The sequence below is a fragment of the Kitasatospora sp. NPDC048540 genome, from assembly GCF_040651175.1.
In the GTDB taxonomy this organism is placed as follows: Bacteria; Actinomycetota; Actinomycetes; order Streptomycetales; family Streptomycetaceae; genus Kitasatospora.
In genome coordinates, this window is sequence record NZ_JBEZIR010000064.1 from 12,032 (window position 1) to 35,459 (window position 23,428).

Here is a 23,428-nt window from a genome sequence, read left to right on the forward strand (position 1 = left end):
ACACCCGGAGGCAGCCGCCCATGTCCACGCCCATAGCGCAGACCACCCAACCGGACGGCCGGGTCGAACTCGCCGACGGCGCCGACCTCTCCGACCACCGCTTCGCCAACGAGGACCTCCGCCCGGTCCCCGTCGCCCGCCGCCGGTGGACCACCTACAACTTCATCGCGCTCTGGGTCGGCATGGCCCACAACATCCCGTCCTGGACCCTGGCCTCCGGCCTGGTCGCACTCGGCATGGACTGGAAGCAGGCGGTGCTCACCATCGCCCTGGCCAACCTGATCGTGCTGGTCCCGATGATCCTCACGGGCCACGCGGGCACGAAGTACGGCATCCCGTTCCCGGTCTTCGCCCGCGCCTCGTTCGGGCTGCGCGGCGCCAACCTCCCGGCGATGATCAGGGCGGCGGTGGCCTGCGCCTGGTTCGGCATCCAGACCTGGATCGGCGGCGAGGGGATCTTCCTGCTGGCCGGGAAGCTGCTCGGCCACGGCTGGCAGACGGCCGCCGAGATCGGCGGTCACCCGTGGACGCAGTGGCTGTCCTTCCTGCTCTTCTGGGCGATCCAGATGGCGATCATCGCCCGGGGGATGGAGACCCTGCGCCGGTTCGAGAACTGGGCGGCCCCGGTGGTGATCGTCGGCGCCCTCGCACTGCTGGCCTGGATCACCGCCGAGGCGGGCGGCCTCGGGCCGCTCCTGGACCAGCCCTCGAAGCTCGGCTGGGGCAGCGAGTTCTGGCAGGTCTTCTTCCCCGCCCTGATGGGCATGATCGGCTTCTGGTCGACGCTCGCCCTGAACATCCCGGACTTCACCCGTTTCGGTGGCAGCCAGCGCGCCCAGATCCGCGGCCAGGCACTCGGACTGCCCACCACCATGACACTCTTCGCCCTGCTCTCGGTCCTGGTCACCTCCGGCTCCCAGGCCGTCTACGGTGAGGCGATCTGGGACCCGATCGCGCTGGCCGCCAAGATGGACAGCACCGCCGGGATCCTGTTCGCCCTCTTCATCGTGCTGATCGCCACCCTGTCCGTGAACATCGCCGCCAACGTGGTCAGCCCCGCCTACGACCTCGCCAACCTGCTGCCCCGCTACATCAACTTCCGTACCGGCGCACTGACCACCGGCGTGATCGGGATCCTGATCTTCCCCTGGAAACTGATCGAGGACCCGCAGATCTACATCTTCACCTGGCTCGGCGTGGTCGGCGGCCTGCTCGGCACCGTGGCCGGCATCCTGATCGCCGACTACTGGCTGCTGCGCCGCACCGCCCTCGACCTCGCGGAGCTCTACCTCCCCGGCGGCCGCTACTGGTACGCCGCCGGCTGGAACTGGCGGGCCGTCACCGCCCTGCTGGTCGGCGGCGTCCTGGCCGTCGGAGGCTCCCACGGCGGCCCCTTCCCGGCCGACGGCCTGATCCCAGCCCTCAAACCGCTCGCCGACTACGGCTGGGCGGTGGGGCTGGCAAGCGCGCTGCTGCTGTACCTCGCGCTCAGCACGGGGTCGCGGGCCGAACGCGGCTGAGGCGGAGACGATCGCCGTCGTTGCCGGACGGACAGCGAGCGGGGCCGCCCCCATCCCGGGTGGGATGGTGGCGGCCCCTGGTGACTTCGCGGGGTCCGGTCTACTGGCGGACGAACGGCTCGTCACTTGCCGGCGCGTAGGCCAGGTGCAGCCGGTCCTGCCCCTGGTGCGTGAGGAACTCGAGGAACACCTGGCACGGCGGACCACCGGCGGCCGCCGTCATCGTGACGTCCACGCCGGCGCCGGCTGAGTCCAGCCTTCCGTAGGTCCAGGTACCGGTGTAGGTCGTCGCGGCTGCCGACGACTTGCTGTCGCATGCGGCGGGACGCAGGCTCACCTCGCCGAGCCTGCCGCCCTCCAGAAGCTGGATCGTGCCGAAACTCGGCGACTTCCAGGCCCCCACGACAGGTGGCCGGTCGTCGTCCTCCTGCACGCCCTCCACGCCGCACGAGGCCGCCAGCGGCAGGGCTGCCACCAGTGCGGCGGCCAGGACGCGCCCGCGTGCCCGGCGTGACCCCAGTGGTCCGGTCATCCGACAGCTCCTCTCCGAAGCGGGTTACTTGAAGTCATCGGGTCGGGCATAGTTCCCACCGGTCAGGTAATCCCTTGCCGCGTCGGCGATCACGCTCCTGAGCTGGGCATCCGAAGCACCGCGGTTCGCCGCGGCGATCTTCTCCCCCATTTTCCGGCCGTACTCGTTGTTCACCAGGTCCGAGAGGTGGTCGGCATAGTTCGTGCCTTCCCGGTCGCCGTACGCCTCGTGGGAATCCGCCACCATCGCGGCCTCCTGGCGCCCGTACTTGGCCGTGATCATGGCCTGCCAGGTGAAGTGCCGGAACGCGTTCTTGTGTTCGGTCTCGCCGTCCTCGTCATCGTACTCAGCCTCCGCGGCGTTGGCGGCCCAGCCGGTGATCTGCTTCACGTCGTAGCAGTCGGCCACGCCGATGTACGCGCAGACCATCAGTTCGGACTTCTTGGCCTTGTGTGTCGCGATCTCGTCGTACGGCTCGGCTCCCGGGATCTGCTTCTGCCCGGGGGTCGTCTCGTACTTGAAGTTGGTGTTCTGGCGGTACTCCCGCTCCAGTTGCTCGCCGTAGGCCCGGCGTGCCTTCTTCATCTCCTCCGCGGCGCTGGACGGTGCGGTGCCGGTCCAGCCGGGCACCTTGACCCCCTGGCTCACCAGGTACCTCCTCAACGCGTCCTGCCGGTACGGCTCCTCGGCCTTGTTCTGCGCGACGATCGCCTGGTACCGCGGTCCTTCGCCGAGGACCTCCGTCCCGCCCCGGCACCGGTACATGCCGCTCGCGCACTCCTCGAGGGCGAGGCCCGACGGGTCGCTGTACTTGAGCGGGTTGTTGTCGCTGTAGGTGTAGCCCGCCAGGGACTGCGGGTCGTCGGCCGCCAGCAGGGGGTCGACGGAGATGAACCGGGCGGTGGCGGGGTCGTACTCGCGCGCTCCGAGGTGGGTGAGGCCGGTGGGGTCGTTGGTGCCGCCGAGGAAGCCGTGGTTGCCGGCCCAGCCGGTGGGGGCGGTGCCGCGGGTGGCGCCGAACGGGGTGCTGCGGCGCTGGGTGACGGCACCGGTGGTGGCGTCGACGCCGAGCTCGGCGGTGTTGTGGTGGTCGTTGACCTGGAAGGTGACCTTGTTGTCGTCGGTCCGGACCGCGGTCGCGCCGCCGAGCGGGTAGTACCGGGTGGCGGTGGCCTTGGCGGCGCCCTTGACCAGGTTGACCTCGGTGTTGCCCAGGTACAGCGTCCAGTTCTCGGCCGCCGGGTCGGCGGTGTCGAGGGCGTGGCCGATCAGGCGGTTGCCGCCGGCGTCGTAGAGGTAGTCGCTGGTCCTGCCGGTGGTCGTGGTGGTGCTGCCGCTGGTGGTCTTGACGGTGTCGGCGACCTTGGCGAGCCGGCCCTCGACGTCCCAGGTGAGCACCTGGTCGCTGGTCCGGCCGGCGGCGGGCTTGAGATGGCGCTCCGTGGTGTTGCCGGAGGTGTCGTACTGGTAGGTCTCGGTGACGGGGGTGCCGAGGGCGCCGGTGACGGTGCTGGTGCCGGTCAGCGAGTGGGGCCGGGCGGCGTCAGCCGCGGGGTAGCTGTAGGTGGTGGTGGCGTCCTGGGCGGTGGTGCCGGCCGGGTTGTGGCGGGTCTCGGTGGCCCGGGTGCCGTTGGTGTTGTAGGTCCAGCTGGTCCAGTAGGGGGCCGGGCCGCCGAGCGCGGTGCCGGCCGGGGTGGCCGGGCAGCCGGCGCCGCCGGGGGTGAACGCCTCGGTCACGCGGGCCAGGTGGTCGTACTGGAAGCACTGCCGGTCGGTGCCGGACGCCGAGGTGTCGGTGACCGAGGTGACGTTGCCGGCCTGGTCGTAGGTGTAGGCGGCGGCCCGGGCCGGGGTCGCGGCGCCGTACTGGACGGTACGGCTGCTGGTCAGGCGCTGGGTGCCCCACTCGTAGCCGTTGGTGAGGTACAGCTCCTTGCCGGCGGTGCCGTTGCTCAGCGTGGACTGGAGCGGCTTGCCGGTGAGGCTGTAGGTCTGCCCGGTGAGGTAGGTGCTGAGGCCGCCGGCCGCGGTCAGGCGGCGCAGAGCGTCGTAGGTGAACGACACCGACTCGGCGGCGAGGTTGCCGGCCGCCGGGTAGCTGGCGCTCTGGGTCGTGCCGTCCAGACGGTACGCGGTACCCGAGACGTACGCGCCGGCCAGGCCCTCCTGCCCGGGGACGGAGGGAACGGTGACGGTGGTCCGCCGGGGCCGGTAGAGGACGTCGTACAGCTGGTAGGAGGTGCGGTACTCGTACGTCGTGCCGCCGACGGTGACGTGGCGGCTGCTGGAGGAGAGCACCCCCTTGTTCCCGGCCGGGTCCCAGATCTGCGAGGTGAGCAGGGGGCCGGTGGCGGATCCGTCACGGGTCTCCACGACCCGGGAGGTGTTGTCGTAGACGGTGGCGACGGTCTTGCCGCGGCCGTCGGTGGCGCTGGTGAGCTCACCGCGGTCGTTGTAGGTCTTGGCCGTGGTGCCGGAATCCGGGTCGACGGCCTTGCGCTGGCGGCCGAGCTGGTCGTACTGCCAGCTCCACACGGTGCCGGCCGGGTCGGTCAGCCTGCTGAGGTGCCCGGCCGCGTCGTAGGCGTAGGCGGTGGTGTCGTAGGCGCCGACGGGCGTGGCCGCCTTGTACTGGCGCAGTTCGGTGGTGCGACCTGCGGCGTCCACCAGGGTGGTCGTCGGGGTGGCGCCCTGCGGCGGGGTGACGGTGACGCGGTCGCCGCCGTACTCGGTGAGGGTGGTGGCGAGCGGGGTGCCCACGCCGTTGCCGGCCAGGGCGGTGGACTTGACCACGCGTCCGAGGCCGTCGAAGGTCTGGGCGGTCTGGGTCTCGACGCCGGTCGCGTCCTCGACCTTGAACAGGGTCGTGGCGGGTGCGCCGGTGGCGTAGTAGGCGGCGTAGGCGAGAGCGGCCTGGCCGCGCTCGTCGTAGAAGGTGTCGGTGAGGACGCGGCCGCCGTTGTCGCCGGGCGACTGGGTCTGGCGGGCGCGGCCGAGGCCGTCGTACAGGGTGTACGAGGTCTGCTGGGAACCGTCGGCGTTGAGCGACTTCGTCGCCACCGAGGCGATCTGCCCCTCCGTGACGTTGTAGTCGAACTGGTGGTTGGGCGAGTTCCCGAGCGACTTGGAGCGGTCGGGCAGCCAGACCTTGAGCGAGCGGCCGAGCGCGTCGTACGTCAGGTCGGTACGGCGGCTGTTGGCGTCGATCTTGCCGGTCGGCAGGCCGCGGCCGAGGTCGTAGTCGACGGCCGTGGTCTGCGCGGTGGAGCTGTCACCGGCCTTGGCGGGCGGCAGGGTAACGGTCGTCCTGGTCGGGCGACCGGTGGCCGGGGTGTAGGCCGTGGTGGTGGTGCGCGCGTCCGGCGAGGCCGTGGTGACGGGCGCGGTGCCACCGGTGACGTCCTGCACGGTGGTGGACGCCTGCTCGGTGGCCGTCAGGGTGCGGCCGTAGACGTCGTAGGTGGCGGCACGGTCGAGGTAGGTCGCGGCGTTGCCGGTGCGCGACTTCAGCGTCTGGGTCAGGGTGACGTCGCCCTTGGTGGGCGCCACCCCGTAGCCCTGGCCGTCGTAGCGGGTCCGGACGTCCGAGAGCACGTCGGAGGAGCCGTCGGCGCGGGTGTCGCGGTTGACGGTGGCGGCGCAGTTGGCGGCGACCGTCTCGGTGTGGACGACACCACCGAGGAGCCAGGCGCCGGTGTTGTCGGCGTAGGTGGTGCGGGTGCACCGGTCGTCGGTCGGGACGGCGGTGTCACCGAGGTTCTCGGACTGGGTGGCCCGGCCGTAGCCGTCGTACGTGGTGCTGGTGCGGCTCTCGCGCCAGGAGGCGCCGGCGCCGTTGTCCAGGGAGGTGAAGGACCGGCCGGCCTGGGTGCCGGTGAGGTTGGCGGTGGTGGTGCCCCAGTCGCGGACGCGCTTGGCCGTCTCCTTCTTCCACGGCGTGTTGACGGTCTTGGTGAGGATCTTGCCGCCGGGCTTGTCGTACTGCTCGGTGCGGTACTCGTAGGCGGCCCAGGCGTCGTCGTCGGTCAGCGTGGTGCCCTGGCCGTCGTCGACCGTGACCGAGCGCTTCTTGGTCTTGTCGGCGGGGTCGTTGCGGTCGCCGTCCATGCCGCGCAGGTAGTAGTGGTCGGCCTGGGTGGACATGGCGGAGACGCCGCCGGTCTCGACCCGGGTGTGGGCGTAGCCGCGCCACTGGGACCAGGTCTTGAGCTTCTCCTTGGTGATGCCGTCCTCGTCGTCGAAGTGCCAGGCCGCATCGCCGAGGTAGGTGTAGTGGGTGACCATGTCGGGTGCGCCGCCGGTGCGGTCGGTGGCGATGACCGCGTCGACGACGTACTTGTTGAACCACTCGGTGGTGACGGGGGTCTCGTCGGAGGCCTGGTACTGCTGGGGGAAGCAGCGGGTGGTGTTGGTCTGCGGGGTGGGGAGGCTGTTCCAGTCGCAGGCCGCGGCGCTGTAGTTGACGTCGATCTGGCCGCCGAGCTCGTCGGTGATGGTGCCCAGGCGCTGCTTGATGAACGGGGCGCGGCCGTCGCCGACCTTGTCGAGGCGGTTGGCGAGCTGCTTGTAGGCGAAGGCGGTCTTCGGCAGCGTGATGGAGGGGGTGGCGGAGGAGCCGGTGTGCTGGACGGAGTCGAGCAGCAGCTGGTAGTCGAAGTCGGCGGTGCCCCACTTGTGGGTGAGTGCCCAGGTGTCGACGGCCGCGTAACTTCCGTCCGCCTGAAGGGCCTTGGCGGTGACACCGGTCAGCCGGGTACGGGTGAAGAAGGTCGGCGAGAACTGGCCGCTGCAGTCGGTCCCGGCCTTGCAGTTCCGGTCCCAGGGGGTGTCGTACCAGTACTGCCGCTTGGCGTCGATCTGCGCCGGGTCGCAGTTGGCCGCGGTGGTCTCCAGGCAGCGTTCGGCGGTGGCGAACTCCACCCGGCCGCCGGGCTTGACGGTGGCTGAGTAGAGGTCGCCCTGCCGCTGGCCGTACTCGATGTGTTCCAGCGAGCCGCCGCGCACGTAGGGGGTGCGGTCGGTGGACTTCAGGTTGCGGCCGTAGTTGTTGGTCTCGGGGGTGTACCAGTAGGTGATGTCGTTGCCGTGGGCGTCGACCACCAGGTCCAGGTTGAAGCGCCAGCCCTGCTGGCACCACGAGGACGCGAAGTCGGCGCCGTTGCACGGCTCGCCGGCGTTGTTGCCGAACACCGGGACGGTGTACACGGACTTCGTCTCGGGCTTGCCGCTGCTCCAGTTGGGCAGGCGGTTGTAGCCGAAGTAGTAGCTGGTGCCGTCGGTGGTGGTGGCGCGGAAGTACTCGCCGTCGTTGTCGCCGTTGCCGCGGGCGCCGTCGCGCAGGCGGACGACCTTGGTGTTGTCGTCGCCCTTGAGCCGGAACTCGTCACCGGAGACCGGGATCAGCTCGCCGGAGTGCCCGGCGAAGCTGATGGTGGCGTTGTCGGTCGCCCAGCACAGGTCACCGGGCTTGTTGTTGTTGGTCTTCGGCGCGCCGTCGTCCGCGCACGGCTTGTAGGTGCGCTCGACGAATCCGGGGGACAGGTCGAAGCCGTCGCCGGCCCAGGACGCCTGGTTGTTGGTGTTGGAGGTGCGGCCGTCGATGGAGCCGGAGCTGTAGGACAGCCCGAGCTTCGGGGTCAGTCCGCCCGGCATGGGCGCGACGGGCATGTCGTAGGACCAGGTGAACGAGCCGCTGTTCAGCGAGGTCGACCACGAGGACGCGGAGGAAAGCGGGGTCGCCTTGTAGTCACCGACCGGACCGGAGGTGGTGGCCGTGGCCGCCAGGACCGTCAGCGGGCCCGAGGTCGCCTGGAGCCGCATGGAACCCGCGGGCCGCGGCTCGGCCAGCGTCACCGCGTCCGCGGTCACGGTCTGCTGCTCGACGTTGTTGCCGCCCGGCAGCGGCGTCTGGGTACGGCACGCCTCCAGCTCGGGCGTGGTCAGCACGCACGCCGGCAGCTGCACCAGGCGCAGCCGCGAGCCGTACCCGGCGCCGCCGGCCTGCGCGAAGGCGCTGTAGTCGACGCCGATTTTCGCGGTCGTGCCCTCGGCGCTCTGCGGTGCCGAGACGCTCAGCAGCACCCCGGAGATGCCAGCCTTGCGCGCGAGGTCCTGGCCGAGGACCTCGACCTTGGCCGCCTCCGGCGCACCGGACGCCGTGGACGGGGCCTGCCGCGCCTCGGATGCGGGAGCGGCGGTGACCGGCTCCAGCGAGACGGGCAGCTTGCCCGCCTTGACGGCCCTGCCCGCCTCCGCGGGCAGCGTGACCGTGGCGCTGTCGGCGCCGGGCCACGCGGTCTGATTGGCCTGCGGCTTGCTCACCGTGGTGTCGGCCTTCAGGGCCTTGACCTTCCCGGTCGAGCCCTTCACCGGCTTCTCCGGGGACGCCGCCGACGGCTTGGTCCAGTCGGCGGCCGCCGCGGCGGCGGCCAGTGGCAGTGTCGGCAGCAGCGACCCGACCAGCGCCGCCGCCACCAGGGCGGAGACTCTGGCCCGGGGCCGCCGTGCGGCTGCCCGTTCCGTACTCATTCGTGTGCTTCCTTCGGTGTCTCGAACAACAGGGAAATCAGGGGAAGTCGGAGAGATGGGCGCGGGTGGCGACCCGGCGGGCACGCTCGACCGGGCCTGGAGGCGCGTCGGTTCGGTGACGTGGGTTGCGGGCCGCTGCGCGCGCCCGGTGGCGCCGGATGCCGGCTGGGTCGCGGGAGGGGAATCCGCCCTAGGCCGAAGGGCCGACCGTGGAATGCCGGTACTCCACGGCGCTGCCGTTCACCGTGGTGGCTCGCCGTGCGGCGGAGATGTCGGCCCAACTGCCGTTCTCACGCGCCTGCTTCGGCGGGAGGTGGGTCGTCGACCCGGGTGGGCGGCCTCGGTGGCCGGATTCTCGGGCCGATCCGATGACGGTGCCGTGGACCCGACCGGATCGCCCGCAGAGGATCCCGGCGATGCAGTCGCAGGTTTCACGGTGAGGACGGCGGGTGTGGTCACCGCCGTGCTCGGCCGGCCGCATGCGGCCCTTCTCCGTCCGACCCGTACCGACGATTCCATGGCCCCCGCCCCGTGATTTGATCATCGTGCGGGAGTTATTCTCATGGAATATTAAGGTATGTCAATTCACCAACGGGTAGTAATGGGTGGGTCAACACGATGCCGGGCGTGCGTTTTCGCCATCGCCGTGATGAACGTGGACATATGCCCTCGTCCGCTGTGATGCAGATCACCGGAAGGGGGGGTGAGGTGGCGGCGTGCGCCGCGCTCCGCGGTCGGCATCGCGGCGTTCGCAGTCGGACGGCCTCCGCCGGCGCCTGATCCGCGCCGCCGAAGGCCGTGGGCCGGGGCCGGTGACGTACGTCGTCGACTCCCGGGAGGTGAAGGGCTAGAGGCCGAAGCGGTCGCGCTGCGCGGCCGGTACCAGGTCCGTGTACTCCGGGTGCTTGCCGATCCAGCCGCGGATGAAGGGGCAGTAGGGGAGCACCGCGAGGCCCTGCTCACGGGCGGTGTCGAGGGCGGCCCGGGCGAGCTGTCCGGCGAGTCCGCGCCCGCCGAACCGGGGGTCGATCTCGGTGTGGATGAAGGCGATCTCGTTCTCGTACCGGTGGTACTCGGCGAAGCCGGCGAGTTCACCGTCGTCGGAGATCTCGAACCGGGAAGCGGCCTGGTTGTCCGTCACGTCGGTGGCCATGGGTACTCCTTGCTCGGGGCGGCGCGGAGGGAGAGCGCCGCTTCGAGAGGTAGTTTATTATTGAACCAATGATTGATCAACCACCGCCCGCTCAGGCGACCGCCGGGGCCGCGCAGGCGCGGGAGCGGGCGGAGGCGAGCACCTCGAAGGACTCGGGGGCGCGGGCCACCGCCTGGCCGATCGCGATGTGCTCGCGGATGACGCACTCGCGGATCCAGTCCTCCAGGTACTGGTCGGCGACCGCGCCCGCGCTCGGCCGGATCTCCAGGCGCAGCCGTTCGGTGGGCTGACCGCGGTCGACCACGACCGGCTCGACGTCCTCGACCTCCGCGAGGCGGCGGACCAGGGCGACCAGTTCGGCCCGCGACAGCCGGGCGCCGCGGAAGCCCAGGACGTCCCCGGCGGCGTCCAGCAGCCGCAGGGCCGGCGCCGGATCGCCGCACGAGCAGGCGGTGAACTCGCCGTAGGCGCCGGTGCGGTACCGCAGGACGGGGGCGACCTGGCTGTCGTGGACGGTGGTCACCAGCACCTCGCCGCCCCAGATCTCGACGTGCTGGTGGCCGAACGGGTGGAAGGTGTTGCGGTCGCAGCCGGGGCCGTTGTGCCCGATCGCCCAGGCCTCGGGCGAGCCGTACAGGCTCCACACCTCGGCGCCCGGGAGGGTGCGGCGGACCAGCTCGGCCGTGCCGCTCTCCAGGCCGGAGTCGACGCAGATCACCGTGCGGGCCCAGGTGAGCGGGTAGCCGATGTGGTGGCAGTAGGTCAGCAGTGCGCGGATGGTGGCGGAGTCGGCGGCGACGGCGGTGCCGCCGAAGCCCTCCAGCAGGCCGAGCCACTGGGCGAACTCGTGCTCGCGGAAGGCCTGGAAGGGGATGGCCGAGGCGCCGGCCCGGGCGGCGAGCGCGTTGCACAGGTCGTAGCCGGGCCAGGTGCGGCTGCCCGGGCAGAGGTTGATCAGGACGTCGCGGCGGCGCAGCGGCCGCCAGGCGGCCATGATGTCGGCGGCGAACAGGCTGGGCGGCACCAAGGTGACGGTCGGCCGGCCGAGGGTGCCGCCGCCGACGTAGAGTGCGGCGCCGCTGTCGTTCAGGAAGCCCTCCTGGACGCGGTCCCAGATGGCGCGGCTGAGTTCCTCCCGGGACAGCGGCGGGATGTCCCGCAGGTCCGGGGCCGGATTGGCGCGCAGGGGCTCGTACTTGGTCCGGAGGCGGCCGAACTCGCGGGCGCGGTCGAGGGCCTGGCGAAGCTGCCGCGAGCTGGGCGGGCCGGGGCGGCCGGCCCGGCCGGGACGGGGGCGGGGGTCCTGGAGGTCTGCCGCCGGGAAGCCGCCGAGTGGTTCGCCGCCGGTCACCGCTAGTGGGCGCGTCATGGTTCCTTCCAATCCGGAGATGAGGGTGAACCCGCATGCCTTGCAACGGAGTTCAGTGGGGTGGAGACTGTCGGACCGGGCGGTGGCGCAGGTGTTCGGCGCGTGTGGTCGCCGACCCGTGACCGGCCGCGGTTCAGGGCCGGGCGTGCGGCTGCCCGGGCGGTGTCCGCCCTCCCCGATGCGACAGCTGTGGCAGTACCCCGGATCTCACGTCCTGCTCATGGAACATCACTCTCACGCATCGGCCTGGCGATATCTAGGGGAAGTTTTTCCTGGTAGAACAGCCCGAGCGTCGGTGAAACATGAATTGACTGTGACCTGACACGAGTGGTGGCCGAGCCGTCCTGCGGTCGGCGGTCGGCCGCGCCGCGACTGCTCCGCGACCGGTCCGCGAGCCGCCGCGAGTCCGCCCGGCGTCAGTCGTCGAAGCGGAACGTCATGATCATCAGGCGTGAGCCGGGGGAGCCGAGCGGCTGCGCGGTCGCCATCCGGAGCCGCCCGGGACCGAACTGGGCGTGGACGATGGGCCGTTCGTCACCGTCCGGGTGGATGTAGGCGTCCAGTGGGCCGTCGTAGATCGGCCCGGCGCAGGGGTCGGCCTTGACCTCCGCGTCCAGCCGGGCCAGGTCCTCGTTCTCGGGGTAGGTGGCGTGCGCGGCCCGCAGCTGGGAGAGGATCGCCGGGGCCCAGGTCCGTTCCCAGTCCGGCAGGGAGAACTCGCGGGCCTCCTGGTCGAGCGCCATCCAGCGCATCACGTTGGCGGGCATCTGGCCGCGCGGGAACATCGCGGCGGCCGCCGCGTTGTGGGCCACCACGTTCCAGCCCGCGTCGTTGACGTACGCGATGTGGGTGATGCCGTCCACCACGCCCCGCCAGACGTCCGGCAGCGGATCGGTCTTGGCCGGCGCGAGGGCGCACGGCGGCTGGTGGCCCGCACCGTACAGCCACAGGGCGGTCCACTCGCGTTCGCTCATCTTCAGGGTGCGGCCGACATCACGCAGGAACTCCAGCGAGGGGTTGTCGAGATCCCCGCGCTCGAACCGGCCGTACGTCCCCTCGGCGCGCATCAGCAGCCGGTCCATCTGGTACTGGGAGAGGCCGACGGCGCGGCGGCCGCGCCCCTCCCGGCGCTCGAAGCCGTACGCGGACGGGTCCACCCGGCCGCGGCATGCCGTGAGCAGTTTCTGCAGTGCCTTTCGATCCACCTGGGAGTCTCCACCTTCTGCGATCCGACGCGGTGTCAGCCGACCTGTTCGACCCGGTCCCGTCTTCGCGGCCCCCGCCGGGAGGGCCTTCGGGATCCGGTCCTCGGGGCTGCGTCGCGCCGGGGGTCGGGTGTGGCGGATTCGTGATGCCGACGTGTCGATACTATGGCGTGGTAGGTGGGGGAGGGTGCTGCGGCCCGGGGTCGGGCGGCGGCCGGTGGAGGGGGTGCCGCCGGGCGGGGGGCCGGGGTGCCGTGGGGAACCGGGCGCACGATTCCTCCCCTCGGCGCGGTGCCGGTGGCTGCCCGGGACCGCTGTTGACGATGCGTCAGAAAGTATTCATATCAGTTTGGACAACGTCAAGTTTCCCCAAACGCAGCTCATACCTCCTGGTCCGGGCGGTCGGCGGCCCGTCCGCGACCCGACGCCGAAGGGCGGGCGCCGTGGAGGCGCCCGCCCTGTCTCCTGCCCGGTCCGTCCGGTTCAGCCGATGGTCAGCACGGCCTTCCCGGCCACGGTGCGCTCGCGCACCGCGGTGAGCGCCTCCTCGACGTGGGCCCAGTCCTTGGTGAAGGAGACCCCGACGTCCAGCCGCCCGTCGGCGACCAGCCGGGCGAGGGCCGCGAGGTCGGGGCCGACCTGCGCGCCGGTGACGAACACGAAGTGCCGCAGCACGGCCTGCTCGTGGCCGCCGAAGAACTGGAAGAAGTCCACCGGGGTGCTCTCCCCGGAGGAGTTGCCGTAGCTGAAGACCGTCCCGCCCGGGCCGACCAGGTTCAGCGCCGACGCCAGCGAGGTGCCGCCCACCGACTCGTAGACGGCGTCGAACGGGCCGTCCGCGGCGTCGATCTCGGTGACCACGGCGGCGGCGCCCAGCTCGTTCAGGCCCTTCGCCCGTGCGGCGTTGCGGGCCACCGCGGTGACCTCGGCGCCCGCCGCGGACGCCAGCTGGACCAGGATCCGGCCGACCCCGCCCGCCGCGCCGGTGACCAGCACCCGGCGCCCCAGCAGCGTGCCGGACTCGCGGACCAGCCGCAGCGCGGTGAGCGCGGCGACCGGCAGGGTGGCGGCCTCGGCGAAGCCCACGGCGTCCGGCAGGGCGGCCACCGCCTCGGCGGGGACGGCGATCCGCTCGGCCCAGCTGCCGTCCGCCAGCGACAGCGCGACCACGCGCTGCCCGGCCGTGAAACCGTTGGAGCTCTCCAGGACCACACCGGCCACGTCCCAGCCGGGACGCCAGCCCTCGGGGCTGCCGGGGAGGTTGAGGATCTCGCCGCGGTTGACCGAGACGGCCTTGACCTCGATCAGGACCTCGCCGTCGGCGGGGAGCGGCTCGGCCACCTCGGCGAAGGCGACGCCGCCGGTGGCGGGGGTGTTGACGATGGCTCGCATGGGATTCCTTCGGATCGGTGGAACGGGAGGTTTCGGTGCGCCGGGAGCGGCCGCCGGGCCCGGTCCGGGGAGCGGGCCCGGCGGCCGGCGGCCGCTCAGCTCTCGCGGCGGTCCGCGAAGCCGGCCAGATAGGTGGCGGAGAGGTCCTTGTCGCCGTGGCCCTGCTCGACGGCGCGGGCGAAGCGCTCGGCGACGGCGGCCGCCATGTCCAGCCGCAGACCCGCCCGGACCGCCTCGTCGACGATCAGACGGGCGTCCTTGGCGGCCGTGGCCAGGGCGAACTGCGGTGCGAAGTCGCCCTTCAGGATGGCCGCGGACTTGCCCTGGAGGTACCCGCTGTCCAGGCCGCCGCCCGCGATGGTGTCGGTGAACAGCCGCGGCTCCAGGCCCAGCCCCTCGGCGAGCGCCAGTGCCTCGGCGGCGCCCGTCACGGTCGCCAGCACCCAGCTGTTGACGACCAGCTTGAGCCGGGTGGCGGTGCCGGTGGCCGCGTCGGTGCCCAGCCACAGGGTGCGGGCGGCGATGGCGTCCAGCACCGCGGCGGCCTGGTCCCGGGCCTCCTGCGGGCCGGTGCCGAAGACCAGCAGCTGGCCCTGTTCGGCCGGCTGCCGGGTGCCGAGCACCGGCGCGTCGATCAGCCGCAGGCTGGCGGCGGCGGCGAACGCGACCAGCCCGGACACCGCGCCGACTCCGACCGTCGAGGTCTGCAGCCACACCTGGCCGGCCGCCAGGCCGGGCCGGGCCGCCTCCATCGCGGCCAGCACGGCCGGGCCGTCGGTCACCATGGTGATCACCACGTCGGCGCCGCGCACGGCGTCGGCGGCGCTGCCGGCCACCAAGGCCCCGGCCGCGGCCAGGGGCTCGGCGGTGGCCCGGGTGCGGTTCCAGACCCTCAGCTCCAGTCCGGCACGCCGAAGGCTTCGCGCCATGCCCGCGCCCATGATTCCCGTACCGAGGAGCGCGACGACGGGCGCCTTCACAGCACGCCCTTGTCCGAGCCGCCCTCGTGCAGCTGGCTGAAGGTGCTGATGTCCAGCGGCTGCGCGAGCAGATCGCCGATCTGCTCGGCCAGGTGCTGCAGGTGGGGTGTGGCGAGGTGCTGCTCCAGGGCCTCGGCGCTGGTCCACCGCTCGACCGCGACGAAGGTGTCGGGGTCGTCGATGCCCTGGTGCATGGAGTAGTGCAGGCTGCCCTCCTCCTCGTGGGTGGGGGAGATCACCGCGCGCAGCAGTCGCTCCACCTGGTCACGCTTGCCGGGCTTGGCAACCGCCCGCCCGACCACGGTCACTTCGGTCATGTTCCTCTTCTTCCAGGCGTGTTGGGTCGAACCATCAAAGGTCTGTGTGTGGGTACAGACCTTATCAATGTTCGATCTCTTATAGTAGGCCGCCGGTGGCCGGGCCGGCCGCCGGGCGCGGTCCGAACAGGGTGTGGAGCTCGTCCTCCAGCCGGTCCAGGTCGCCGCCGTGCCCGTGCGCCTGGACGTGCCCGTCGGGGCGGACCAGGTGGTAGCCGGGCCGGCCGCAGGCGCCGTGCGAGGTCAGCGCCGCGCGCTGGACCGTCACCAGGCGCAGCTGCGCCCGCTGCCCGGCCAGCCGTTCGGCGCGCCGGACCCAGCCGTCGGTCCCCGGTCCGGGGGTGACCACCAGGTGCCAGCGGTCCGGGTCGGCGTCCGGTCCGGCGATGGCCAGCGGGACGGCGACGGCCCGCGGGAACACCGAACCGACCCGCACCCGGCCGGGTATCCGCGCGGCGAGCCGGCAGCCGGTCCGCCCGCCGGGCAGCTGGTCGGCGCGGTGCACCGGGTACGCCAGGCGCCGGCCGGCCATCACCGGCCCGTACAGCCGCTCGGCCAGGCCCGAGCGGTCGCCGAGCCGGAACGCCGCATCCCGCAGCCCGGTGCGCAGCGGGCCGGAGGTGAGCCAGGCGCGGGTCTGGGCGTCGGTGTCGCGGACCACCCGGCGGGCGACGGCCTGCCGTTCGCCGGCGTACTCGGCCAGGGCCGCGCCGGTCAGGCGTCCGCCCAGGTGGGCGGCGATCCGCCAGGCCAGCGCGTGAGCGTCCTGGAGGCCGGTGTTGAGGCCCTGGCCGCCCGCGGGGCTGTGCACGTGGGCGGCGTCCCCGGCGAGGAAGACCCGACCCAGGGCGAAGTCGGCGGCGTGCCGGGCGTGCACCCGGAACACCGACTGCCACACCACCGGTTCGGTGATCCGCACCCCGCGCGGGCCGCGCTCGTCCACGATCCGCTGCATCCGCTCGACCGAGACCGGTTCGCCCGGCGGCAGTGAGCTGAAGAACCGGAAGACCCCGTCGGGCAGTGCGACGATCACCAGTGCCCCGTCGGCGGACTGGTAGTACAGCGCCCGGTCGCCCGGGAGTTCGCCGTCGATGTGGGCGTCCACCAGGGCGAACGCGGTCTCGTAGGTGCTGCCGGAGAACCCGGTGCCGATCTGTCCGCGCACCGCGCTGCCGGCCCCGTCCGCGCCGATCACGTACGGCGCGCGGAAGCGCTCCAGGCGGCCGCCGGCGTGCTCCAGGACGGCGGTCACCCCGCTGGTGCCGTCGATCCGGCCGGAGAAGTCCAGGCCCTCCAGGGCCAGCAGTCTGACGCCGTGTTCGACCTTGCCGCCGAGTCCGGTGAGCCTGGCCCGGATGATCCGCTCGGTTTCGTTCTGCGGCAGGCACAGCGGGGTGAGGTCGCCGGGGAACCGGAAGGTGGCCAGCGGCCGGCGCTCGGAGAAGTAGCTGAACGCGGTGATCGGCACCGCGGCCCGGCGCAGTTCGGCGAGGATGCCGAGATCCTCCAGCAGGTCCAGGCTGCGCGGCCACATCAGCAGCGCCTTGGGGAACGAGGCGGTGTCCGGCGACCGGTCGACGATCCGTACCCGTACGCCCCGGCGGAGCAGTTCGGCGGCGGCCAGCATGCCGACCGGCCCGGCGCCCACCACGAGCACGTCGACGTCGTGGTGGGGCTCGTCAACTGCGTTGTGCTGCAGGTCGGATGACGTGTCGGTCGGGTGTCCGGCGGGGTGCTGCGCGGTCGGCCTCGTGGTCATCTTGACTACCTCCTGTGTCGGCTTGACGCGAACCATTCGACATCTTATGGTCATGCAAGGCCGTACATCAATCCGACCACTGACAGGGGGTGTTGGGGTGAGTGCCGTCGCACAGGCCTCACAGGCCGCGGCACATCCGGACGGACGCCGGAGCGGGAGCGGGCCGACGCTGGTCGCCGTCGCACTGGCCAGCGTGCTGCTGCCGCTGACCGTCACCGGCCCGGCCGTTGCACTGCCGGAGCTGGCCGCCGCCGTGCACGCCGGGAACGGCGCGGCGCAGTGGGTGCAGAACGCCTACGGCGTCACCTTCGCCGCCTGCCTGCTGGCGGCCGGGGGACTGGCCGACCGGTTCGGCCGGCGCCGGGTGCTGCTCTGGGGGATCGTCACCTTCATGGCGATGTCCGCGGTGGCCGCCGCGGCCGGTGACATCCTGGTCATCGACCTCGCCCGGGCCGTCCAGGGGGTCGGCGCCGCCGGCATCCTCACCTCGGGCGCGGCGATCTTCGGGGCCTCGTTCACCGGCCGGGCCAGGGCCCGCGCCTTCGGCATCCTCGGCGCCTCGTTCGGCTTCGGCCTCGCGCTCGGCCCGCTGGTGGCCGGGGCGCTGGTAGCGGCGACCGGCTGGCGCAGCGTCTTCTGGATGAACGTGGTGCTGGGCGCCCTGGTGCTGTTCCTGGTCCCGAACATCGCCGAATCGCGGGACCCGGACGCCCAGCGGGTGGACTGGGCGGGACTGACCACCTTCAGCGCGAGCCTGTTCTGCGTCGCGATGGTCTTCGTCCAAGGCCCGGAGCACGGCTGGGCCTCGGCCCCGACGATCGGCGCCGCGCTCGCCGCGGTGTTCTTCATGCTGCTCTTCGTGGTGGCCGAACTCCGGGTCGAGCGGCCGATGTTCGACCTGTCGCTGTTCCGCCGGCCGACCTTCGTGGTGGTGGTCTGCCAGCCCTTCACCATCACGTTCGGCTTCGTGGTCCTGCTGGTCTACCTGCCGCAGTACTTCCAGGGAGCCGGCGAACGCAGCACCACCGTCTCCGGCGCCCTGCTGATGCCGCTGACCCTGCCGGTGCTGGTCCTGCCGCTGGTGCTCAGCCGGGTGGCCGACCGGCTGCCGCTGCGGGTGATGCTGGCCGCGTCCTCGGTGCTGATCACCGTCGGGTCGCTCTGGCTGCTGGTCCTGCAGCCGCACCAGAGCGTGCTCCAACTCGTCGGACCGCTCCTGGTGTTCGGCATCGGGGTGGGCAGCGCCTTCGGCATCATGGACAACGCCGCGGTGTCGGTGGTGCCGCCCGCCCGCTCCGGGATGGCCTCCGGGATCTTCAACACCATGCGGATCACCGGCGAGTCCATCGCCATCGCCGCCGCCGGCGGCTTCCTCGCCAGCATGACCGCCGCCGACCTCGACGGCCGGACCGCACAGGCACCCGCCCGGCTGGCCGGCGACGCCGTCCAGGGCCGGATCGACCCGGACCCCGCGGTACGCGCCCTGCTGTCGGACGCCCTCACCTCCGCGATGCACACCGCCTTCGTCATCCTCGCCGTGCTGGCCCTGGCCGGCGCCGTCGTCACCTTCCTCGCGATCCGCGAGAAGGACCTCCAGCACCCCTGACACCCCGACACCGGTGCGCACCTGCACCGGTCACTCTCCGAAAGGCATCACCCTGTGAAGACCCGTCCCTTGGGCAGCACCGGCTGGAACGTGGGCGAGATCGGCCTGGGCTGTATGGGCATGAGCTTCGCCTACACCCCCGGGCTGCGCGACGACAGCGAGTCCGAGAAGGTCGTGCACCGCGCGATCGAACTCGGCGTCACCCTGATCGACACCGCCGACGTGTACGGCCCGCACACCAACGAGGTGCTGGTCGGCCGGGCCCTGCGCGGCCGCCGCGACGACGTGGTGCTGGCCAGCAAGTGCGGCCTGGTGGTCCGGGACGGCGACATCCTGCCCGACGGCCGCCCCGAGCACATCCGGGCCGCCGCCGACGGCTCGCTGACCCGCCTCGGCGTCGAGACCATCGACCTCTACCAGCTGCACCGGGTCGACCCGGCCGTACCGGTCGAGGAGACCTGGGGCGCGATGGCCGACCTGGTCACCGCCGGGAAGGTGCGCCGGATCGGGATGTCCGAGGCGACCGTCGCCGAACTGGCCGCCGCCCACGCGATCCACCCGGTCTCCACCGTGCAGAGCGAGCTGTCGCTGTGGAGTCAGGACCAGCTGGACGAGGTGGTGCCCTGGTGCGCCGCCAACGACGCCGCCTTCATCGCCTACGGCCCGCTCGGCCGGGCCTTCCTGACCGGCGCCATCGAGGCCGGCCACCAGCTGGAGGAGGGCGACTGGCGCCGCGGCAACCCGCGCTTCCAGCCCGAGACGATCGCCGCCAACCAGCACGTCGCCCAGGGCGTCGCCGCGGTGGCCGCCGCCCACGACGCCACCGCCGCACAGGTCGCCCTCGCCTGGGTGCTCGCCCAGGCCGGGCACATCGTGCCGATCCCCGGCACCAAGCGCACGGCCTACCTGGAGCAGAACGTCCGGGCCGGTGAACTCACCCTCACCGCCGAGGAGATCGACGCGCTCACCGCGCTCGGCCGCTCCACCGCCGGCACCCGCTACTGAGCCCCCGCCGACCCCAACCAGAGAGGTTCCCCCCATGCGATACCGCTATCTCGGCGACACCGGCCTGGCCGTCTCGGAACTGTGCTTCGGCGCCATGACCTTCGGCGGCGGCGCCTCCTTCCTCGGCGCCCCGGACCGCAACTGGTCCGAGTTCGGCACCGTCGACGACCAGAACGTCGTACGGATGATGGAGCTCGCCCTCGACGCGGGCATCAACTTCTTCGACACCGCCGACGTCTACAAGAACGGCAAGGGCGAGGAGTTCTTCGGCCACACCCTCAAGAAGGTCCGCGACAAGGTCATCATCGGCACCAAGGGCCGCTGGCGGGTCAGCGGCGACGGCCCGAACGACTTCGGCTCCACCCGCCACCACCTGTACGAGGCCGTCGAGTCGAGCCTGCGCCGCCTGCAGACCGACTACATCGACCTCTACCACCTGCACGGCTTCGACCCGCGGACCTCGCTCGACGAGACCCTGCGGGTGCTGGACGACCTGGTCCACCAGGGCAAGATCCGCTACCTCGGGGTGTCCAACTTCGCCGCCTGGCAGCTGATGAAGGCGCTCTCCGTCTCCGAGCGCCGCAACCTCAACCGCTTCGTCTGCTACCAGGGCTACTACAACCTGGCCGCCCGCGAGCTGGAGTACGAACTGGTCCCGCTCGCCGTCGACCAGCAGGTCGGCATCACCGCCTGGAGCCCGCTCGCCGGCGGCTTCCTGACCGGCAAGTACCGGCGCGGCGAGGGCCGCCCGGCCGGCAGCCGGCTCTCCGAGGCCACCCCGGCCGAGTCCGCGCCGCTCACCGACGAGGAGCAGGCGTACGACATCGTCGACGCCATGCAGGTGATCGCCGACGAGCGCGGCGCCAGCGTCGCCCAGGTCGCCGTCAACTGGGTGCTGGCCAAGCCCGGCATCACCTCCGCGGTCATCGGCGCCACCAAGCCGCACCAGCTGGAGGACAACCTCAAGGCGATGGAGTGGACCCTGACCGCCGACGAGGTCGCCACCCTCGACAAGGTCAGCGCCACCCGCGCCCCGTACCCGTACTGGCACATCGCGACCGTCGGCGCCGACCGGAAGCTCCCGGGCGACGTCTACCCCGCCTGAGCGGGTCCCGAACGACCGCCGGGCGCACCGGCGTCCCCCCGTGCGGCGGGCGCCCGGCGGTCCCCTCTTCCCAGGCCGAAGGAGCCGGTATGACTGTCACCGAAACCGATCAGCTCAGCTTCTCCCGTACCGTCAACCGTACGCTGGTGCACCGTGACTCGATCGGCGAGGTGTTCCTCACCGACCTCCGCTCCACCGGCGAGGACACCTACGCCGTCGCGGCCATGCTGCCCCGCTCGCACGCCTACTACGGCGACCACCTGCTGCGGCCCGGCCGCTACGACCCGGTCCTGCTGCTGGAGGCCGGCCGGCAGGCCTGTCTGGCCGGCGCGCACGCCTTCTACGAGGTGCCGCTGACCGACAAGTTCATCCTCACCTTCCTGCGGATCAGCCTGATCCGGCCGCAGCTGCTGGTCGTCGGCAGCCGCCCGCTGCGGGTGACGATGAAGGCGACCGTCACCGACCGCCGCCTGCGCGAGGGCCGGATCACCGGGCTGGACACCAGCATCGAGCTGTCGGTCGACGGCACGGTGATCGGCTGGACCGGCGTCGGGCTGCGCTTCCGGGACCCGTCGGCCTACGCCGACCTGCGGGCCAAGAACCGCGACGGCCGCCCGCTGCCCAGCACCGCCGAACTGCCGGTCGCACCCGCCCGCAGCCTCACCGACCCGTACCTGGTCGGCCGGGCGGCCGCCGCCAACGTGATCCTCTCCGACGCGGTCAGCGGCGACGGCGTCGCGCGGGCCGCCCTGCACGTCCCGCCGGAGCACCCGAGCCTGTTCGACCACGCCCAGGACCACCTGCCCGGCATGGTGCTGACCGAGGCCGCCCGCCAGGTCGCGGTGTTCGCCGCGATGGAGGCCCGCGGACTGTCCCCGGCCAAGGTGTACCCGACCGAACTGTTCGTCACCATGACCCGGTTCGGGGAGCTGGAGCCGGCCACCGTCCTGACCGCCAAGGTCTGCGAACCGCAGACCGGAGCCCAGGAGCAGCCCGGCACCTTCTACACCCAGGGCGGCCCGCTGCACCTGCCGGAGCCCGACGAGCCGGCCCTGCGCGTACCGGTCACCGTGACGGCCACCCAGGACGGCGCCGAGCTGGCGACCTTCGCGATCACGCTGGCCACGGTCACCCAGTAGCCCAGCCCCCGAACCAGCCCCGATCACCCCACGAGGAGGACCCGTGCGTGCGGCATTCTTCGACGTCGACGAGACGCTGATCCACCCCAAGTCGATGTTCAGCTTCCTGGAGTTCTACCTGTGGTGGCGCGGCCGGCCCGAGGAGACGTACCAGCGCCTCGCCGGTGATCTGCGGGCGGCCGCCGCCCAGGGCGTCCCCCGGCAGGAGATCAACCGCCGCTACTACCGCTACTACGCGGGCGAGAGCGCCGAACGCCTCACCGCGGCCGGCGAGGCCTGGTTCGCCCGCGAGGTCGAGCGCGGACTGTTCGTCCCGCGCACCGTCGCGGAGTTCGCCCTGCGGCGCGGCACGGGCGCCCGGACCGTCCTGGTCTCCGGCTCGTTCTTCGCACCTCTGCAGCCCATCGCCGCCCAGCTGCAGGCCGACTGGACGTTCTGCACCCGACCGGTGATCCGCCGCGGCGAACTCACCGGCGAGGTCACCGTCCCGGTGATCGGCGAGGTCAAGGGCCGGATCGCCCGGCACGCGGCCACCATCCTCGGCATCGACCTGGCCGCGTCCTGCGCCTACGGCGACCACGCCAGCGACCTGCCACTGCTGGAGGCCGTCGGCCACCCCGTGGTGGTCGGCGACGACCCGGTGCTCACCGCCCGCGCGGAGGCCGCCAACTGGCGCCGGCTCTCCATCACCGAAGTGCCGGCCGGCTGAACCGGCCGCCGTCAGGAGGAACCATGAGCATCGGCATCGTCGGCACCGGCTCGTACCTGCCCGAGGCCGTCATCGGCAACGACGAGATCGCCGGGCCCGCCGGGGTCACCCCGCAGTGGATCACCGACAAGACCGGCATCAGGGAACGGCGCCGCGCCGCCCAGGGCGAGGCCACCTCGGACCTCGCCGCCGAGGCCGGCCGCCGGGCCCTCGCCCAGGCCGGCATCCGGGCCGAACAGCTGTCCTTCATCATCGTCGCGACCTCGACCCCGGACCACCCGCAGCCCGCCACCGCCGGCATCGTCCAGCACCTGCTCGGTGCCCGGAACGCGGCCGCCTTCGACCTCAACTCGGTCTGCTCCGGCTTCACCTTCGCCCTCGGCGTCGCCGAAGGACTGCTCGACCGCCGCGACCACCACCGGGTACCGCACGGCCTGGTCATCGGCGCCGACATCTACTCCCGGATCCTGGACTACACCGACCGGCGCACCTGCGCCCTGTTCGGCGACGGCGCCGGCGCGGTGGTCCTCGGCCCGGTCGCCCCCGGACTGGGCTTCGTCGACACCGAACTGACCACCCGCGGCGACGCCCACGGCCTGATCGGCGTCGCCGCCGGCGGCAGCCGCAGCCCCGCCTCCGCGCAGACCCTGGCCGAGGGCGGCCACTACTTCCGGATGGACGGACGCGGCGTTCGGCAGTTCGTCCACGCGGAACTCCCCGAGGCCGTCGCCGCCCTGCTGCGCCGCTGCGGCACCCCGCCGGAGACCGTCCGGCACGTCGTGCCGCACCAGGCCAACGGCGCCATGCTGGCCGACCTGTGGCCCAGCCTCGGGCTGCCCAGGGCCGAACTCCACCTGACCGTCGAACGCTACGGCAACACCGGCGCCGCCTCCGTCCCCGTCACGCTGGACCACGCCCACCGGGCCGGCCGGCTGCGGACCGGAGACACCGTCCTGCTGACCGCCTTCGGCGGCGGGATGAGCGTCGGCACCACGCTGCTGCGCTGGGCCGCGGCACCCGTCCCGGGGCCGCAGGCCGTCCCGCAGCTGACCGGCGCGCTCGCCTGACGCCCGGTCGCACCCCCGAACCGCCGCTCCCGCAGCGGCACC

At 72.3% G+C, this 23,428-nt stretch carries 16 protein-coding genes; 7 read left to right on the forward strand and 9 right to left on the reverse strand.

The features are described from left to right. Window positions 1–20 precede the first annotated feature (20 nt). Entirely contained in the window at window positions 21–1,520 is a 1,500-nt protein-coding gene (locus AB0D08_RS23670) for an NCS1 family nucleobase:cation symporter-1 (protein WP_359891339.1), read from the forward strand. Between the two features lie 100 nt (window positions 1,521–1,620). On the opposite strand, the gene AB0D08_RS23675 is transcribed toward AB0D08_RS23670, so the two are convergent. The 9 genes from AB0D08_RS23675 to AB0D08_RS23715 all read right to left on the reverse strand — a co-directional run bounded on the left by AB0D08_RS23675 (window position 1,621) and on the right by AB0D08_RS23715 (window position 16,755). Continuing rightward, window positions 1,621–2,052, reverse strand: a complete 432-nt coding sequence (locus tag AB0D08_RS23675; protein WP_359891342.1) for a hypothetical protein — start codon at window positions 2,050–2,052, stop codon at window positions 1,621–1,623. A gap of 24 nt (window positions 2,053–2,076) precedes the next feature. Further along, window positions 2,077–8,580, reverse strand: coding sequence for an RHS repeat-associated core domain-containing protein (locus AB0D08_RS23680; RefSeq protein ID WP_359891345.1), 6,504 nt, complete (start codon window positions 8,578–8,580; stop codon window positions 2,077–2,079). Between the two features lie 847 nt (window positions 8,581–9,427). Beyond that, entirely contained in the window at window positions 9,428–9,733 is a 306-nt protein-coding gene (locus AB0D08_RS23685; protein ID WP_033822534.1) for a GNAT family N-acetyltransferase, read from the reverse strand. Between the two features lie 91 nt (window positions 9,734–9,824). Beyond that, window positions 9,825–11,102, reverse strand: coding sequence for a hypothetical protein (locus AB0D08_RS23690; protein WP_149038362.1), 1,278 nt, complete (start codon window positions 11,100–11,102; stop codon window positions 9,825–9,827). Between the two features lie 416 nt (window positions 11,103–11,518). Beyond that, window positions 11,519–12,307: a hypothetical protein gene (locus AB0D08_RS23695; RefSeq protein WP_033822532.1), complete on the reverse strand. Its 789-nt coding sequence runs from the start codon at window positions 12,305–12,307 to the stop codon at window positions 11,519–11,521. A 483-nt stretch (window positions 12,308–12,790) separates the two neighbouring features. Beyond that, the gene (locus AB0D08_RS23700; protein WP_033822531.1) at window positions 12,791–13,699 is read right to left on the reverse strand and encodes a zinc-binding dehydrogenase; all 909 of its coding nucleotides are present in this window, start codon (window positions 13,697–13,699) and stop codon (window positions 12,791–12,793) included. A 95-nt stretch (window positions 13,700–13,794) separates the two neighbouring features. Next, window positions 13,795–14,679 (reverse strand): NAD(P)-dependent oxidoreductase, encoded by an 885-nt coding sequence (locus AB0D08_RS23705; protein ID WP_033822530.1) that lies wholly within the window; start codon window positions 14,677–14,679, stop codon window positions 13,795–13,797. Then, window positions 14,676–14,996: a putative quinol monooxygenase gene (locus tag AB0D08_RS23710; protein ID WP_033822529.1), complete on the reverse strand. Its 321-nt coding sequence runs from the start codon at window positions 14,994–14,996 to the stop codon at window positions 14,676–14,678. Before AB0D08_RS23710 ends, AB0D08_RS23705 begins: the two co-directional genes overlap by 4 nt. Window positions 14,997–15,075: 79 nt before the next feature. After that, entirely contained in the window at window positions 15,076–16,755 is a 1,680-nt protein-coding gene (locus AB0D08_RS23715) for an FAD-dependent monooxygenase (protein ID WP_359891351.1), read from the reverse strand. A 97-nt stretch (window positions 16,756–16,852) separates the two neighbouring features. On the opposite strand from AB0D08_RS23715, the gene AB0D08_RS23720 reads away from it, so the two are divergent. From AB0D08_RS23720 to AB0D08_RS23745, 6 genes are all read left to right on the forward strand, one after another. Beyond that, window positions 16,853–18,361, forward strand: coding sequence for an MFS transporter (locus AB0D08_RS23720; RefSeq protein ID WP_233289181.1), 1,509 nt, complete (start codon window positions 16,853–16,855; stop codon window positions 18,359–18,361). Between the two features lie 54 nt (window positions 18,362–18,415). Beyond that, on the forward strand, window positions 18,416–19,366 hold the full coding sequence (locus AB0D08_RS23725; protein ID WP_359891354.1) for an aldo/keto reductase: 951 nt from the start codon (window positions 18,416–18,418) through the stop codon (window positions 19,364–19,366). Window positions 19,367–19,400: 34 nt separating this feature from the next. Further along, window positions 19,401–20,471: an aldo/keto reductase gene (locus tag AB0D08_RS23730; protein WP_033822527.1), complete on the forward strand. Its 1,071-nt coding sequence runs from the start codon at window positions 19,401–19,403 to the stop codon at window positions 20,469–20,471. A gap of 89 nt (window positions 20,472–20,560) precedes the next feature. Next, window positions 20,561–21,610 carry a ScbA/BarX family gamma-butyrolactone biosynthesis protein gene (locus tag AB0D08_RS23735; RefSeq protein WP_051813292.1) on the forward strand — a complete coding sequence of 350 codons (1,050 nt, stop codon included), beginning with the start codon at window positions 20,561–20,563 and terminating at the stop codon, window positions 21,608–21,610. Window positions 21,611–21,653: 43 nt separating this feature from the next. After that, window positions 21,654–22,319, forward strand: coding sequence for an HAD-IB family hydrolase (locus tag AB0D08_RS23740; protein WP_359891358.1), 666 nt, complete (start codon window positions 21,654–21,656; stop codon window positions 22,317–22,319). A 23-nt stretch (window positions 22,320–22,342) separates the two neighbouring features. After that, window positions 22,343–23,386, forward strand: a complete 1,044-nt coding sequence (locus AB0D08_RS23745; protein ID WP_359891361.1) for a beta-ketoacyl-ACP synthase III — start codon at window positions 22,343–22,345, stop codon at window positions 23,384–23,386. Window positions 23,387–23,428 lie beyond the last annotated feature (42 nt).